The organism is Phocaeicola acetigenes (assembly GCF_027529745.1).
GTDB lineage: Bacteria > Bacteroidota > Bacteroidia > Bacteroidales > Bacteroidaceae > Phocaeicola > Phocaeicola acetigenes.
Genome location: NZ_JAPZVM010000001.1, coordinates 425,176 through 441,958, shown reverse-complemented (window position 1 = coordinate 441,958; position 16,783 = coordinate 425,176). Strand labels below are relative to the sequence as shown.

Genomic DNA, 16,783 nt, shown 5'->3' with positions numbered 1-16,783 from the left:
TTTAGCATGACTTGATAGAGTTAAAGTAATTAATGTATTTTTGAGAGATAACTTCTAATGAATAATTGTCATGAGTGTATTGTGCTAAGTTGTTTTTTATTCTGATATACTCTTTTTCATCTTGGTTACTTACTTTTGTTAGAACTTTTTTCAGAGATTCTTTATTATTTACAGCAAATAAAAATCCGTTAACTGTATCTTCTATTCTTTCACTAAACCCTTTAATATCAGATGCTATTACAGGAAGATTGTAGTAGTAGGCTATCATGTGTGGCCCACTCTGTGCTACATCTTCATAAGGGAGTATTAAATATTGATGTTTGGAAAATAGTTCAGGAATCTCATTGTCGTCAATTCTTTTAAAGAAAGTAGTGATATTTTTATTTGTGCCAATTAGAAACTGATACTTTTCGATGTTATCACACTTTCCTGCAATTGTAAGGTGAAATTTTTCTTGTATGTTATTCGGAAGTTCTGTTAGTGCATTGATAAGTAAATCAAGTCTTTTATTTTCTTTCACATTACCGAAAAATAGCAAGTTTATTTTTTTGTTATCAACATGATAGTTGTTTGTAAGGGTATTACCATAACTTTTTAATGTCATGGTACATTCTAATACTTTCTTTTCTGGGAAGTTTTTATTGAAATAATTCAATAGATGCTTCGAAAAAATCTGGAAGTATTGATTGTTCTTGAATATATAATTTACATACCATGTCATGAGTCTTTTATTAGGCCACCCTTTATAGGGTATTACATTGTGGGCTGCATGAATGACAGGTATGTTTTTACTCATATAAAAAAGAATAGGATAGTAGAAGGGCATTCCTAAATAGTCTGAATAAATGAACGAGGGTTTGTTCTCAAGAATTCTTTTTAATATATTATAATATTCAGGAATAATTCGTATGTCCTTTCCTCTATGTGTTATGGTATATATTGTAGCATCTAGGTTGGGTGGAAGTGCTATCTTGTTGCTTTGATGTTTAATTACATACCATTCAATTTTGTATTCTGAATGCTTCTTTAAATAGGGTACTATACTAAAATCTACATCAATAAAATAATCTGCTGTGATCCATGCAATAGTCTTTTTTCTATTTATCATTGTTTGTTTGATTTTAGAGTTGTTAATATTGCTAAACCTAGTACGGAATAATTCAGGTGATATTTTTTCTTATTAAAAAGCCATCTGATAATACTTATTTTATTATGCAATAAATCTAATCTTATAGCTCGAGCTTTTTTCTTGATAAAAGAATTTTCTATTTTGTTTTTTATCAAGCATAGAGTTTCGTAATCAACTATATTGTTAGGCTGTAAAGTCGCTATAAACTTTTTATACCATTTATATTCTATATTGATTGCTTCTAATTTGATTTTGGTATTTCCTGTGCGACTGATTGTTGATGGATTTGTACGATAGAAAAAAGTAGGAGTGTTAATGTTAGCTATACCTTTCTCTTTTGCTGCTAAATAGGCTGTTATATCATCAGACCCCCAAGCTAATGGTAGTTTATAGAAACCATTTATTTCTCGTAAATAGTCCGTCTTAAAGCAAAAATCTCCTATAAATTGCATTCGTCCTTCAATTCTATGTAACATAAAAGAATATATTGATTCGTATTCCGCTCTATCAGGAGTAATACCTACATGTTTATTTTCAGGATCAATCAGTATAGTTCTTGCATGATATATTTTTAAATTTGGATATTTTTGTATTATAGTTACATATTGTTCTAATGCATCAGTAGATAACTTGTCATCATCTCCCATACATATTACGTAATCTCCAGAAGCATAACTAAGACATTTGTTCCAATTGTCTACTACATTGATGGCACCACAGTTCTTTTCATTTTTAAAATAGCGTATTCTATGGTCTGAGTAAGAGTTGACAATTGAATCCAAGTCTTCAGGAGATGCATCGTTGACAATGATTAACTCGAATTTGGGATATGTTTGCGATAAGATGCTATCAATACATTCTTTAAGATACTTGGCTTTGTAAGCGGGAATTAGAATTGAAAATTTCATTGTTCGTTGTTGAGTGTTTATTGATTGATAAAGCGAAGCAATCTATCATATAGAAAGTTACGCATATTGTTATAATTTCAGACCAAATCCATGAGCCTGCTATATTGGTAAATATTTGATATATAATATATAATTTTAAGAATACAAGATTACTGGGAAATTTGAATTTTAAAGGATAATAGAATAAGGTAATTATCAATAGTAAACCTATTATTCCCCATTGGACATAAATTCGTGCATAACCTACGTCTGATTGGAAGAATCCATAAGAATCATTTAGTTTTAATTCGTTTTTTCCCATTGAGGAATCAGTATGATATTGTCCATTGCCCAATATCCATGTTAAAGGATTGTCGGAATATTGAGTAAAATAGTACTCGTATTCTAAGAAACGCACATTAGTATTTCCTGATTTATTATCTTTGACTTGCTCTTCCGTTAAATTTATTAGGGAACCGATAATAGAATCATTCTTCACATTAATAGTGAATATATTGGCAGATATAATTAAAAGTACAGATAGTATCCAAATATATTTCCATTTTCTGAACAGGTATATTAAACTAATTATGAAAGACCAAAAAATGACTTGTCGTATTGTGGTCATAATAATAAGAGTGAAAGCTAATCCAGCTAAACAAAGATATTTCTTTGAATGTTGGCTTGTCCAGTTATTAAGAAACATAAAATAAGATAAGAATAAAAATCCTCGATTAGCTATTGTTATTCTGAATATTCCTCTAGCATCACTTAATTCTTTTTCTGTATCGAAGCCGAATACTATTTCAGGGGCTTTATATAAGGCGAATAAATATAATATTGTGTAGATAAAAAATTGTACATTAATAAATGTTCGGAGTTCTTTTTCAGTATATTTTTTTTTGTAAAGTAGAAATATGAAAATGATGGATAAAATTGGAGCGGTACTTCTGTAACCTAATGATATGGGCTGATTCCAAATGAGCCAACTCATTACAATTGAAAATACTATGACTAATGTCAATTGCTTAAATCTTTTCTTGATATAACTATTCTTACAGTTCTTAAATTCTTTATATGTATATAATCCCATTATTGGTAAAAGGATAAAATAAAGAGCTTTAAGGATAGTCATATTAAATCCTACATACATAAATGCTTGCCATGAGATAATAGGAAAGGCATAAAGTAATATTGTTCTAAATGAGAATGATTTAGTCATTATAATAATATTTTATTACCACTCAATGAGGAGTGATATTATTTGTTTTTAATATAATGTTGCTTTGTCTTATTCATGAGTTTTGTAATCATTAATGGCATACAAATCCCTGATAAAGAGTATATTATTACCCCCCCCCATTGGCTGTTAAACTCCTCTATAATAGGGAAATAAGCTAATTGCTGTATTGGTCTATTTTGTATGGAGATGATTAAAATACTTGCCAGTTTAAATGACAGGAAGTGCCAAGTTAGAATAGGTAGTGTGTTGTTTCCAATATATATAAAGGAGTTTTTTAATGCTTTATATTGAGACTTGTTTATCCTGTCACTTATGTGCAGTGTTAAAAGCGTACCTGCTATGGCTGCAATAGAGTAAGGTATAATATTTATATAGTCAAATCTCAACATGGAAGTAGGGATAAGTAGAGAAATGGCTAATACTATAATGAAATACAGTATGCTTATATAGTTGTTGTTCTTACATATTGTATGAGTACGTATATAATATCCTGAAATAAAGAAGAACGTACTCAATAAGGTCAATGAATTGATACCAAAATATGGAATTCGAAGATTAAAATAATTTGCAAAGATACAAGCAATAATTGTTCCTGCCAGAATGGCAAGCAGATGGCTTTTCCATTTCTTAATGATAAAGAAAGAGAGTATTGAGCCTAAAAATAATTGTTTAATAAACCAATATCCTCCTAATAATTGCTCATGTTCTCTCATTGCGGTGACTATTTGGAAAGCTTTCGATATATATTCTTTGATTGAATACAAGTGTGATACCTCTCCTTTGAATCCATAGCTGTCGTTGTAAATATTGAGATGGAAAAACAAGTTATGCAGGAGTAAAAATAAAAGGGCATATTTAATATAAGGAATGTATAAACCTTTGATTTTCCTCTTTATAAAATCAGTGTTGTTCGATAAATACTTTTCCTTAAAACAATATCCGCTGACAATGAAAAATAATGGCATGTGGAACATAATTATAAAGTTGGCTTCCATTTGCGGAAGTCCTGCATGTACTACGACCATTAATATGATACCAATAGCTTTGGCTATTGTTATTTTATCATCTCTCATAAAATACTTTTATTTCTTTATTAATGCTAGAATTTTTTTTCTTTCTTCTTTGCTTATACTGCAATAGCACGCTATGAAGAAAAGCACACTAAATATGATACCTTTAGTTAGAAAAGTGATAAGAATCTTATCTGATGGGGCTGGAATAAATTCATTTATGATTAGGTAAATAAGTGTACTGTATATTACAGGCGGAAGGAAAGATCTGATAAATACTCTCTTGGAGTTTATTTGCATTTTTTGAGGCCAATAGTAAAAATAATAGAAAATATACTGTACAAGCAGATATATCATGAAAGCGACAACTACTCCACCTATTTGATAATATGGTATCAGAAACCAAGCTGTTACTAGTCCAATAAGGGATGCCAAACAGGTATTGTATGTAAGAGCCCGAATATCCGAGCCGGCAAGTATCAGACTGGAGATAGCTTGGTTGTGCACACCTAATGTACAGATAAGCCATAAATTAAACCAAGGAATAAGATACAAATAAGAATTTCCAACATACATTGTAATGACTTCTGTTCCTACAGTCATCATGCCAAAAGCACAGAAGCTAAGTACAATGGATATATACTTAGTCCCGTCATAAGCTACCTTATAGTATGCCTCTTTATTATTTTGAGAAATAGCTTTCGCAGCGGAAGGTAATAAGGCGTTTAGAAATACACTGCCAAACATGCTGACAACTCCTATAATCCCATTTAATACACGATAGTCTGCAACGGATTCCATTGTTCCCTGCATTCCCAAAAAGACAGGCCGTAAGTTGTAGAAAGAAAATTGGAAGATGCTGAATGAAAAGATATTCAGGCAGTAGGGGAGAATTTCCTTTAGTGTTACTATGTCTATCTTAGGAATAAAGTTGATAAAGGGCGTTTCTTTTTTTATTTTAGAAACGGACATTGGTATAATACTGAATAAAGCGAAGGTAGTCAGAAAGAAATAAACGCTGATACTCAGATTTCCATATACTGTAATAAATAGAATAAGGATTTGCAGAAGTTTGGGAATGATGGTTCTTCGCTGAATCCATGCCACATTTTCTGTTGCTTTTATCAATTGGTCGAAACAAGAAGAAGACCAGCTTACAAAGGCACTGGCTGCCAATATATAGAACAATGTTTTTAAAATACTATCTTGGTCTGGGGTTAAGTTGAATATCTCGGAGGAGAAAAATGAGATACCTACCAGTACTAAGGCATTTAGAAACCCTACAATCCCGTAAAATCCCAGGCTGGTTTGAAAAAGCTTATTTGTTTTTATATAATCTTTTTTTGCCAACCATGAGGAGAAGAAACGGACATTGGTGGAGTTGAACCCCATATCCATCAATTGCATATATACATTGATGGACATAGCTAATCCGATGATTCCGTATTCTGATTTCCCGAAATGGTTGATTAAGATTGGGACTGAGATAAAACCATATACGGCATTTACCAGATTTACAATCAGGCTCCATATTACCCCGCTGGCTATTTTTTTAGCACTACCCATTTCTTTTTCTTGTTTTATAGTATCGTTTGACAGTTCCTAATGCTTCTTTAATTCCCTTTTTGTAGTTGGCTTTTAGAGCCATTTTTCCATAACCAAGATTTTTGAAAGATAAAATTCCTCCAGATAAAAGTTGCACGATAACAATTCTCCATCCAACATAATGTCTGCGAGTATATTGGTAGTTCTGCATATCACGTACACAGTCTACGTTGAGTACTTCTTCGGTTATATATCCGGCTTTTACAGCTGCATCAAATAGTTTTTTACCGTTTTGTGTGCGTATAAAACAGAAGTTTTTTCCATCAGATTCTGTAAAGTCTGGATATCCGTCCTTGGTATTCCATGCATCTCCCGAAGCAATGTCTGCTAGAAGTCCGATACCATCGGGGCATATTTTACATCTGAAACCAAGATCTCTTCCCAAGATTTTTCCCCAACTATCATTATAGGTCATCTGTGAGGTGTTTCCGTTTTCAAATTTTACAGTGAAATAGCCGGGCCATCCGTTTCCTCTATATTGCAAAGAAAGAGGAACTGTAGGATTATCAAAGGTTTGAATGGCTTTCATGGTTGCGTTGTAACTGGGCATCCCTGCGCAGAATATTGCCAGGAAAAATTTAATTCTGTTCTGATATTTGGGATAACAAGCCAGAAGATTTTTGATTCCTGCTATATCACAGGGCTTTCCTATAAAGGCATACGTATCTGTGTTTGCATCTAAAATGTCAAAGATGCGGTCAAATATCAGTGCCGGGGCATAACGGGAAGCGTTCCTACTTAATATTTCATCTTTGGTTTTGCTGATATGTAATTTATTATATAAGAAACTGCCTTGTTCTGTACCTACGTGCAGAACTGCATCTATTTGGTGAGACTCTAATAGGTAGATGGCTAATGCAGAAGTAACTCCGCCCGAAGAAGAAGACTGGCGAATGTGTTTATTTGTAGCCCAAGCATTAGATACTGTTTCAATATTTCCCCAAACCGAAGTGTTCTTTTTCGTTTTGGTTGCATGTACGTGAATTCCGGGGCATAGTGCTGTGATAATTTTTTCCGATTCAGAATTTACGCGCTGGAAGTGTGGTCTGTAAAAGCCTTTTGTATTAAGTTTCATTGTGCAGTTAGAATCAATTGCGCTGCAAAGACCACAACCCAAGCATAAGTCATTTTTTATGATAGTTGATATTTTAGTCATAACTTCATTCTAAGTTTAAGAATTTACTCAATGCTTTCTGTATTTTCTTTTTATTTTCCTGAATGGTTGTGTGTTGTTGATGTTCTATTTCTGTTTTTAGTGCTTCTCTGTTGGAGAAAGATTCCTGAATCAGTTGGAGAATTGCGGAATTATTATCTTTCTTCATGTCTGCCAGATGAGAATAACTTAATGTATCAGCGAATAATCCGTTGAATTTTCTACTATAAGCCATGGGGACTACAGGGACTCCGGTAGAAAAGGCTGCAATAGTAGAATGCATTCTTGCTCCCATAAAGAAATCCATACCGGCAATGTAATTTTTGGCTTCTATAGGTCCTAAAAAGAATTCGGAAAGAATCAGGTTAGGATGACTGTACTTTTCGTATATTTCGAACGATACTTCATAATCGTTTTCGATATTTTTTTCTCCCAATACAACATGGGGTATAAGGTGTAATTTTACATTTGGTAATGTAAGGAAATACTCAATGATTTTGCATATTAATTGTTGGTAATCAACGGTTAAGCCAAATTGATTGTTTCGGGTATATCCTCCGTTCCAAAGTAGTGCAGAAACATTCAGTCCTACATGAATGAATTGGGAATCAAATTGTTTTTTATGATATGGCATAAAGAAGGCTACATCAATATATTCTGTAATTTCTTTATGTGGTAATAATTCTTTAACATAATTGTAACTTTGTTTATCACGGGCCATAACTGATTTTGCCTTTTGTATTCCTCTAGTTGCACGTGTTTTAATTTCATCATTTTGGAAAGGACCAATTGTTTGTGGTAAGATACAAAGTGGTATATTGAATTTCTGACTTAATTCATATTGAGAGAAAATCCAATCAAATCTTGTTTTACCATATATATCAGAGAAACTGTCTCCTTGTCCAATATCTAGGATATAATCTGCATTTTTAAAAATTTGATAGTTTGATATATATTCTTTATATCTAAGAACGTTTTTAATGAATTGTTTCATATTATGGGATAAGGGAGTCCCACAAGCTATGTATTTGATTATTTTATGTCCTATTTTTATTGAATATTCTCCTGATACGATTTGACCGCTTTGAGGCAAATAAAAAGTATATGATATTCCTTGTTTAGAAAGGATTTCATCTAATAGGTACATTGTAGAAATACTTAATGCTACACATCCACGGTTACCACTAATGGTTGTACTGTTTGATAATATAATATTCATTTGGTATAAAAATTAATATAGTCTACATGATTTGCCATTAAAGTTATATTGAAGATTATGTGGCCTTTCACCTACTTTGTGAGCAGGAATACCGGCAACTACACTAAATGGTTCAACGTCTTTTGTTACCACACAACCTGCGCAGCAAACGGCTCCCTCTCCAATATGAACGCCTGGCAATATAATAACATTGGAACCAATCCATGCGCGATTATCTATTTCAACACTCATTTTTCTTCCTTTACAGCACCCAAAAAAAGGGTCTCTATGGTCATGTTGCTCTGTATAGATAGATACATTTGATGATAAATTTACATTCTCACCTATAATTAGATAATTTCTTGCATCCAATAAGGCATTGTCACCAATAATAGTTCCTTTTCCTACGGTTAATTTATGGGGAAAACGAATTTCAGTACGGAAATGAAATACTACGTGTTTAGCTATAGTAGCACCTAATCCTTGATATAAGAATTTTCTTAAGTGATTAGATGGTATTATAGAGATGTTGTATAATACGAATCTTCCTGCTCCAAATCGGAAATATTTTTCTATTGCATAATAAGGTATGGCTAACAGTTTGTATTGCCACTTTCTGTGTTTAAGGTATTGTCCCCAAAAAACTTGTAGTGGATAAAGCAAAAGAATGAATATCCATTTTGCATATAAAAACAGAATTGCGATAAGTAAGATTGTTTGTGCCATTATGTTTTAGTTTTATTCATATTCAATATCATTATCATCCACATTAAAAGAAACTTCTTTTTCTCTTAAATGTTACTTATAAGGTTATCTTATTGATAATATATTATTGTTTTTTGTTTCTTCCTGTACACCTTGCCACCCTGTCACCCTGTTTGCAAACTTATCCGATAGGGTTGCGGAATGTGCGGAACAGCTCTTTTTCCGCAATTCCGCAATACACGTGAAAATGGTTGCAAACGCCTGACAAAGGTGTACAAGGTGTACAGAGCTTCTTACTGTCCCTGGCGGAGATGATAGTCTTTCTCTTCGCTCATATATTTGTGAATCAATATATTGGTGAACTCATCGGGATTGTCTTTCACACTGTTCAGAAAGATGCGGAAGACATCGCAGTATCGCTGATATTCGGGCTTTAGCCCCTTTTTATCCGCAAATATGTGCGGGCACTCATTTTGGCGATTCTGCATACGTCTCCGATAGTAAGTAACTTGCCGTCGACGGGTGTGGTCTTGCGTACCTGCTCGAGGTACTTTCCTGTCTCTACATAGTAGAGCTGGTTTTTTGTTTTAGTCATTGTTTAATGGTTAATAATTATTAAATAGTACCGTTCCCTTACCCTTTATGCAGGGTAATTTGCGGTTTGCTCTTTCTGAAATTTAAGTCTACCTTCGTACTGATAACTTTAATCTGTAAGACTATGAATCAAATTACATTGAGCCTCTTCAGAGGCTATGCCGACACGTGTCCTGTCGAAACCACCTTGTCCGAAATCGTCCGTATTATCCGTGAAGACAGCTCCGTACGCGACCGTACCGAGAAACACCGTTATTACCTCTCTCAAGGCAATACGAAGGCAGCTTCCCGCGAGAAGGCATCGTGTCCCTGCTTTGCGGTGGCTGTCCGTTTCCGGGGTGGAAAACAGTTGGCGCATATTTGTGGATGGACCGGACTGGGGATGGTAGACATCGACCATATTCCCGCGGACCGGCTTGCGGAGGTACGGGAAAAAGTGGTTTCCGATGCTCATACGCATCTTTGTTATACTACTGTGAGCGGACAAGGCCTTCGTATTCTTTATCGTCTCAATCTGCCCGAAGGTTTCGGAGAAAGTAGTGAGGCTGTTTCCGTTTATCGGAATACGTTTCTGTCGGTTTGCCGTTACTATACCGGTCTCACCGGATGCGAATGCGATCTTGCCTGCAAGAATGCAACCCGTTTGAGCGGACTGGCACACGACAGTGAGGTGTACTTTCATCCCGAAGTGACAGCCTTCGAGACAGAGAAGGTACAGGAGGGGGCGAAGAAGCGTAACTACCGTTTGGAGCGTGCCGTTACCCTGGCAGGCCGAAGGCTGCACAAGGAGGGTATTGAGTTTGTACCCGGACATCATAACGAGTATGTGATGCGTATGGGGTATCTGTTCAACGAGTATGGTATCCCTATCGAAGAGTCTGTAGAGTGGGCAAAGGTGAAGTTTGCTGCCTACGACGGGGATATAGAGGCCATTTTCCGTTCCTGTTATGCCGACGAATCCAAGTTTGGCAAGAAGCAGCTGAATCCGGACAGGGAGAACGGAAAGAGCATGCGTCCCAAATATGCCAGCGTAAGGGAGATAGAGTGCTTCCTCGACGGGCAGGCTTCGTTTCGCCACAATACCATTACCGGTTATTGCGAGTGTCTTCCGCGAAATGCAGAGGAGGGCACGGAGTATGTGGAACTGACCGACCGCTACGTCAACTCGCTTTGGCGACGGATGTGTAACGAGGGAATGACGGTGAATCTCAACGATCTCCGCAATGTACTCCAGTCGGAGTATGTCCGTCCGTATAATCCTTTTGAGGAGTATTTCTCTGCGCTTCCGGAATGGGATGGTACGACCGACCATATCCGTCTCCTTACCGACACGGTGCATGTATGCAGGGGAGAGCAGGAGGTGTTTGCCGAATATTTCAAGAAATGGCTTGTAGCAGCGGTAGCATCGCTGCTCGATGCTGCAACCATCAATCATGTGATTCTGGTGCTGGTAGGACCGCAGGGGTGCTACAAGACCACGTGGCTCAGCCGCCTGTTGCCTGAAAATCTGCAACGGTATTTTCATATCAAGTCCAACTATAATCGCGTGACGAAAGATGATCTCTTCGGACTTTCGGAGTTTGCGTTGGTTTGTCTCGAGGAGATAGACGAGATGAAACCCTCGGAACTGAGTCGTCTGAAGGCAATGTCGACCATGCCGCACATCAGCGAGCGGCAGGCTTACGGGCATTTCAAAGAGTTTCGCACGCATATTTCCAGTTTTTGTGGTACGACGAACAAGATGCAGTTTCTCAACGACCCGACAGGAGAACGCCGCTGGCTTCCGTTCGAGGTGGCGGAAATTGACAATCCGTTTCTTCATCCGGTGGATTATGAAGGTATCTATGCACAGGCTTATGCCTTGTGGAAGGGTGGATACCGTTTTTGGTTTACCGAGCAGGAAATCGAAACGGTGAATCGCCGGAACGTGGAGTTCAAGACTCCCGATTTGGAAAACGACCTTATATTTACTTGTTTCCGCTGCCCGCTGCCGGGAGAGGAATGTGATTTCGTGACGGTAGCCGATGTGCTGGCACGTATCGGTGGAGGGCTGAAGAATCCGCTTAGTCCTACAAAAGTGGGTATCATTATGCGGAAGGCAGGTTTCCAGCCGGTGCGTATAGGCAACAAGAGGGGCTATCGGGCGGTGGTACTTTCCGAAGAGGAAATCCGCCGTAACCGCAAGGCGATGGCGCGCTATACGGCACCCTTGCCCGATGATGAAGAGAAGGATCTCTTCGACTGACAGCTGGCTATGAAAAACTGACTGTTTCTGTGTCATTTTTGTTTCACGTATCATTGGCTGACGATTCGAGGATCGTTGGCTGATGATTCGAGGATCGTTGGGGTTCGATTCGAGAATCGTTTTATTTGAGTTGACAAGGCGTTTTTAATTGACAATGGATAATGGAAAATTGTCAATTATCAACTCTCCATTGTTAATTTTTAGGTAGCTAGGTATTAAGTGACGAGTTGATGAGGTGTTTGTTTGTATAAGTTTTTAAGTTCTTTAGTTTATAAGTTTGCGTGTGTTGGTTTGTGAGTCATAACCAACTTATAAACTCAAAAACTCATAAACTCATAAAGCCTTATGTCACGGTTTTCCCAAATATCGGAAGATGATTTCCACTTGCAGAGAGGTGAATATCTGTTGTCGGGGACGGTATCCGGTCTGTGCAAGTTCTTCACAAAGTGTTTTGTTCAATTTTATCCATGCTGCCAGTCGGTTGAGTGCCGAAACCGGACTAAGGTTGGGGGCATAAGCTTCGGCCAGTTCCCGTTTGTAATAAGGGCGTACAGTCCATTCTTTTTCTTCTTTTTGCTCTGCAAGGGTGAATTGGTTCATAGTATTCTTTTTTTTGTTTTATTCAGATAACAGATATATTATAGATATATCTAAATATACTAAAAAAAAGGGAGACTATAAACTGCTTTGTTCACTATTTTTCACAATCTTTCATCTTCTTTCTTTGTGCTTTTAATCTGTTCATATTCAGTGTGATAACCGGATGTATCTTTGTTTCAGATTAAATCAGTTGACAAGTTGTTATGAGTTTTTTAATTCTTTAGTTTGAGAATACCAACAAACTTAAGATGAGTTTTTTAGTTCTTGAGCTGATGAGTTTGATAACACCAACCAACTAAAAAACTTACAAACTCAAAAACTTAAACAAGCGCCTTGTCAACTTGTTACCTGAAACCTTGTAACCTAATTTATAACCTTAAAAACTTAAACTTATGGCTTTAAATTACAGTATTTCAATGCGCTCTTCCAATCCGGGAGATTCGGAAGCTGCGAAAAAAGCGTATGCAAAAGCTCAGATTGGCAGTAACGTGAGCTTGAAAACCATGTCGAAGCGGATTGCTTCGCAGACTACCGTAAACCGTGCCGATGTGATGGCCGTACTCACAGCCCTGGTTGACAACACTTTCGAGGTGCTCCGTGAGGGTAATCAAGTGGATTTGGGCGAATTGGGTAAACTTCGTCTGCAACTGAGCAGTGAGGGAGCCGATACACTCAAAGACTTTACTTCCGACTTGATTACAGGAGTGAACATTCAGTTTGTGCCGGGCGAGGATCTGAGAAATATCTTCGCGGGTATGGAGTTCAATCCGGTACCTACGCGTGATGCGGTACGTAAGGTTTTGAAAGCCCAGAAGGCCGGTGAAACCACCGTAGACATCACTCCGGAAAAAGCAGCAGAGGAGCCGCTTGGGTAAGTTAAAACTCCGGACCGGTTGCTCACGCAGGCGGCCCGGACCTAACCTAAAACTAAATTAGAATTATATTTATTAAAATTATTTTTATATGGAAAATTCTTCAAAACCTAAAAATGTGTGGGGCATTGTCCTCAAAGTCATCATTACCGTAGCTACAGCCATTGCCGGAGCATTGGGATTTAGCTCGTTTGTGTAGAAAGTTGACGAGTTGACCAGTTGACAAGGGAACAAGGTGTTATGAGTTTCTTAGTTCTTGAGTTTATGAGTTTGCGTATGAGGACATCAACAAACTGGCAAACTAAAAAACTTACAAACTTATACTAACAAGTGCCTTGTCAACTTGTCACCTGATATCTTGTAACCTAACTAAAAAACTCAAAAACTTACAAACTTACAACCCATGTACTTCCAGAACTTCCGAAAAATAGATACTATCGTGATCCATTGCAGTGCGACGCGTGAAGACCGGGATTTTCCGGTAGAAGCACTTCGGCGCTGCCATCGAAAACGGGGATTTGCCGATATCGGCTATCACTTTTACATTACCCGTGACGCAGTGATTCATCCGTGCCGGCCTTTGCATCAGATCGGTGCACATGCTGCCGGATGGAATGACCATAGCATCGGGGTGTGTTACGAAGGGGGACTAAGCCGGAAAAACCGTCCTGCCGACACTCGTACCTTGGCCCAGAAATGTGCCTTGCTGGATCTGCTCCGCCAGTTGAAAGCGGATTATCCGCAAGCGCGGATTGTGGGGCATACCCAACTGAGTCCTTATATCCGTAAAGCCTGTCCCTGCTTTGATGCAAGGAAGGAATATGCGGAGTTATAAAATGTAGAACGAAGATTGAAGAGTGAAGAGCCTGCGGCTTCCCAGCAGAAATTGATTAATCAATACATAAGTTAAGTGTCGGTTAGCCTGTCGGCTCTTCTTTTTTTATTTCACTCCTTAATAATATTTTCTTCGCTCTCCGTTCTTTTTGTCATTCTAAACGCGGTGAAGAATCTTACAAAAACGAGATTTCTTCACTACGTTCAGAATGACATTTTTATGTTTATCCTTTTTTGTTGTTTTGGAATCCGTAACCATAGCCGTATCCATACCCGTAGCCGTACTTCTTGCCATAGCCGTAACCGTAGCTGTTCTTGCGCTTGGTCATGTCGATGTCGTTGATGACGGTGGCCAGTTTGGCAAACTTCTTTTCGGCTTTCAGTTCGTTGATGTACTGGTATGCTACCTTCGGAGTGACTTCTGCACGGCAAACATAGAGACAGAAATCTGCCACACGGCTGACGATGGCTGTATCGGTCACGATACCGATAGGAGCAGTATCGAGAATGACATAGTCGTAACGCTCTTTAAGCAGGGCAATGGCATGGTCGAGTACCGGGCGTGCCACCAGTTCGGTGGGGTTAGGTGGTACGGCTCCTCCGGGCAGAATGTCCAGATTGGAATGGATGTCCGAAGGCTGTACCAGAGAGAAGATATCGGTATGTTCCGGATCGCTCAGGTAGTTGGTAATACCATGTTCACGATGTGAGATGTTGAATACACGGTTCAGACCGGGCTTACGGATGTCCATACCTACAATCAGTGTCTTCTTTCCGAGCAAGGCCAGACTGACTGCTAAATTTCCGGCTACGAAAGACTTTCCTTCGCCGGGCTGGGTAGAGGATACGAGGATGACTTTCTCGTCTTTTTCCAGCATAAAGAGAAGGTTGGTACGGAGTCCACGGAAGGTTTCTTCCATGATGTCGTTGTGGTTTTCACGCACTACGATGGCACCCTGTGCAGGTTTCTTGCAGCGTGGAAGTTCGGCGATAAGAGGTACGGCAGTGAGTTTCTGTACATCTTCTCCGTTTTCAATCTTGTATTTTAGTAAATCGATAAGATAGATAAAACCGACGGGAATACCCAAGCCTAAAATAAGGGCTGCCAGTGCGATGATTTTCTTCTTGGGAGCTACCGGATATTTATCGGGTAATGCCTGTTCGATGATTCGTCCGTTGGTAGCAGTGGCTGCCAGAGTGATGGCATTTTCCTCACGCTTCTGCAGCAGCATGATGTAGAGCTGTGCCTTGATTTCCTGCTGGCGGGAGATGGTGAGGAATTCCTTTTCCTGCTTGGGGGCATTGCTGATACGGCCTTCGAACTTGCTTGCCTGGCGGTCGAGATTACCCTTGGTGATGCGCAGTCCTTCGAGTACACTGGCTACGGTCGTCTGTACGCTGTGGCGCATGGCTTCGATGCCAGTCTTCATGTTTACTACGGCGGGGTTACTTTCTGAAGAGGTGCGGAGCAGGCGTTTGCGTTCGATAATCATGGTATTGTACTGATCGATGACGCTGCTCAGATTTTGGTCTTTCAAACCTACATTGGATGGAATGACTTCATCGGCATTGGCAGGATTGTTGATATAGTCGCGCAGGAATTCCACCAGACGGATCTGTGTCTGGTTTTCGATGCGGAGCTGTTCGTATTTAGAGTTTTCTTCCAAGGCTAATTTGGCATCGCTTGCCAGATCGGTGAGTCCGGATTTCTGTTTGAAGTCAGCCAGCTGGCTTTCGGTAGTACCCAATTCGCGATTGATGATGGAGATACGGTCTTCGATAAAATCAGCTGTTTTTTGTGCCACTTCGTTTTTCTCGTCGTTGGCATCTTGGTTGTAGAAAGCTACAAGGGTGTTGATGAAATCGACCGCGCGTTGCTTGTTGCTGTTTTTTAAAGCAATTTGTGCGATGGTGGTAGTCTTGGATGTGGGTTCTACGCTAAGACCTTCTCCATAGCTTTTTGCTACGGCAGTAGGAGAGGCGACGTAGGTAATGAGCCGGATGTCTTCCATCGGCTTGTCTTTTGCTTTCATTAAAGCCAAGATACTGTCGTTAGGAGTAAAACTGAAGACACCTACAGGGGTGGGCAATACGGCCGGAAGTGCATCGAACGTTTTTTCTTCCTTCATTTCTTCTTCATTGAGCATGTATTTCGCCTGTACACTCAATTTTCCTTCCGGAGTATAAATCATTTTCAGTCTGGCTCCTCCTTCCAGTTTTTCGGCTTCTTCCGGTGTAAGATAGACTTGTACAGGAGCATTCTTGTACAGGGGGGTGTTATAGCCGAAGGTACGGTCTTCTACAGTAGAAATGTACAGTCCCAAATGGGTTACGACTTTACGGATGAGGGTGCGCGACTTAAGAATTTCTACTTCATTGTCGAAATTGTTGGTCATGGAGAGTCCTCCCATTCCCTGTAAAGCTTCGATGGCTCCATTAGCCGCTTTCATGGCATGCGTGCGTGGATCGTCTTCTTTTACCAGTACAGCGGCTGTGACATTGTATATTGGTGTCTGGAAGCGCATGTATACAAAGGCTGCGCCTAAGCAGATTATGACACTGGCTACAAACCAGGGCCAGTAGATGAGGTATTTGAAAATCAGACGATAGAGATTGAAGTCGTCTTCTTTTTGTTCCGGTGTATCGAATTGGTTGTTTTCGTTCATAAGATTGATATGAGTTTTTAAGTTTTTGAGTTTTTAAGTTTT

General features: G+C 38.7%; 15 protein-coding genes. 4 read left to right on the top strand and 11 right to left on the bottom strand.

Annotated features, from left to right (window positions below; all coding sequences use genetic code 11):
- Nucleotide 1: 1 nt before the first annotated feature.
- From O6P32_RS01940 to O6P32_RS01900, 9 genes are all read right to left on the bottom strand, one after another.
- A complete protein-coding gene (locus O6P32_RS01940; protein ID WP_269876492.1) occupies nt 2-1,108 on the bottom strand; it encodes a glycosyltransferase family 4 protein in 1,107 nt (368 codons plus the stop codon).
- The gene (locus O6P32_RS01935) at nt 1,105-2,037 is read right to left on the bottom strand and encodes a glycosyltransferase family 2 protein (RefSeq protein WP_269876491.1); all 933 of its coding nucleotides are present in this window, start codon (nt 2,035-2,037) and stop codon (nt 1,105-1,107) included. Before O6P32_RS01935 ends, O6P32_RS01940 begins: the two co-directional genes overlap by 4 nt.
- The gene (locus tag O6P32_RS01930) at nt 1,991-3,238 is read right to left on the bottom strand and encodes an O-antigen ligase family protein (protein ID WP_269876490.1); all 1,248 of its coding nucleotides are present in this window, start codon (nt 3,236-3,238) and stop codon (nt 1,991-1,993) included. Before O6P32_RS01930 ends, O6P32_RS01935 begins: the two co-directional genes overlap by 47 nt.
- Nucleotides 3,239-3,276: 38 nt before the next feature.
- Entirely contained in the window at nt 3,277-4,332 is a 1,056-nt protein-coding gene (locus O6P32_RS01925) for an acyltransferase family protein (RefSeq protein WP_269876489.1), read from the bottom strand.
- A 9-nt stretch (nt 4,333-4,341) separates the two neighbouring features.
- Complete coding sequence (locus O6P32_RS01920; RefSeq protein ID WP_269876488.1) at nt 4,342-5,835, bottom strand: lipopolysaccharide biosynthesis protein; 1,494 nt, start codon at nt 5,833-5,835, stop codon at nt 4,342-4,344.
- Nucleotides 5,828-6,949 (bottom strand): Coenzyme F420 hydrogenase/dehydrogenase, beta subunit C-terminal domain, encoded by a 1,122-nt coding sequence (locus tag O6P32_RS01915; protein ID WP_269876487.1) that lies wholly within the window; start codon nt 6,947-6,949, stop codon nt 5,828-5,830. The genes O6P32_RS01920 and O6P32_RS01915 overlap by 8 nt, the downstream gene beginning before the upstream one ends.
- Nucleotides 6,950-7,034: 85 nt before the next feature.
- Nucleotides 7,035-8,246: a polysaccharide pyruvyl transferase family protein gene (locus tag O6P32_RS01910; RefSeq protein WP_269876486.1), complete on the bottom strand. Its 1,212-nt coding sequence runs from the start codon at nt 8,244-8,246 to the stop codon at nt 7,035-7,037.
- A gap of 12 nt (nt 8,247-8,258) precedes the next feature.
- Nucleotides 8,259-8,951, bottom strand: a complete 693-nt coding sequence (locus tag O6P32_RS01905) for an acyltransferase (protein WP_269876485.1) — start codon at nt 8,949-8,951, stop codon at nt 8,259-8,261.
- A 272-nt stretch (nt 8,952-9,223) separates the two neighbouring features.
- Nucleotides 9,224-9,418 (bottom strand): hypothetical protein, encoded by a 195-nt coding sequence (locus O6P32_RS01900; RefSeq protein ID WP_269876484.1) that lies wholly within the window; start codon nt 9,416-9,418, stop codon nt 9,224-9,226.
- 230 nt (nt 9,419-9,648) lie between these two features.
- Here O6P32_RS01900 and O6P32_RS01895 point away from each other — a divergent pair, with 230 nt between their 5' ends.
- A complete protein-coding gene (locus O6P32_RS01895; protein ID WP_269876482.1) occupies nt 9,649-11,769 on the top strand; it encodes a BT4734/BF3469 family protein in 2,121 nt (706 codons plus the stop codon).
- A 348-nt stretch (nt 11,770-12,117) separates the two neighbouring features.
- On the opposite strand, the gene O6P32_RS01890 is transcribed toward O6P32_RS01895, so the two are convergent.
- Nucleotides 12,118-12,369 carry a DUF4248 domain-containing protein gene (locus O6P32_RS01890; protein WP_269876481.1) on the bottom strand — a complete coding sequence of 84 codons (252 nt, stop codon included), beginning with the start codon at nt 12,367-12,369 and terminating at the stop codon, nt 12,118-12,120.
- Between the two features lie 392 nt (nt 12,370-12,761).
- Here O6P32_RS01890 and O6P32_RS01885 point away from each other — a divergent pair, with 392 nt between their 5' ends.
- From O6P32_RS01885 to O6P32_RS01875, 3 genes are all read left to right on the top strand, one after another.
- Nucleotides 12,762-13,244 (top strand): HU family DNA-binding protein, encoded by a 483-nt coding sequence (locus O6P32_RS01885; protein ID WP_269876480.1) that lies wholly within the window; start codon nt 12,762-12,764, stop codon nt 13,242-13,244.
- Nucleotides 13,245-13,332: 88 nt separating this feature from the next.
- On the top strand, nt 13,333-13,440 hold the full coding sequence (locus O6P32_RS01880) for a smalltalk protein (RefSeq protein ID WP_269876479.1): 108 nt from the start codon (nt 13,333-13,335) through the stop codon (nt 13,438-13,440).
- A 204-nt stretch (nt 13,441-13,644) separates the two neighbouring features.
- Nucleotides 13,645-14,076: an N-acetylmuramoyl-L-alanine amidase gene (locus O6P32_RS01875; RefSeq protein WP_269876478.1), complete on the top strand. Its 432-nt coding sequence runs from the start codon at nt 13,645-13,647 to the stop codon at nt 14,074-14,076.
- A 223-nt stretch (nt 14,077-14,299) separates the two neighbouring features.
- On the opposite strand, the gene O6P32_RS01870 is transcribed toward O6P32_RS01875, so the two are convergent.
- Entirely contained in the window at nt 14,300-16,741 is a 2,442-nt protein-coding gene (locus O6P32_RS01870; RefSeq protein WP_269876476.1) for a GumC family protein, read from the bottom strand.
- Between the last annotated feature and the right edge of the window lie 42 nt (nt 16,742-16,783).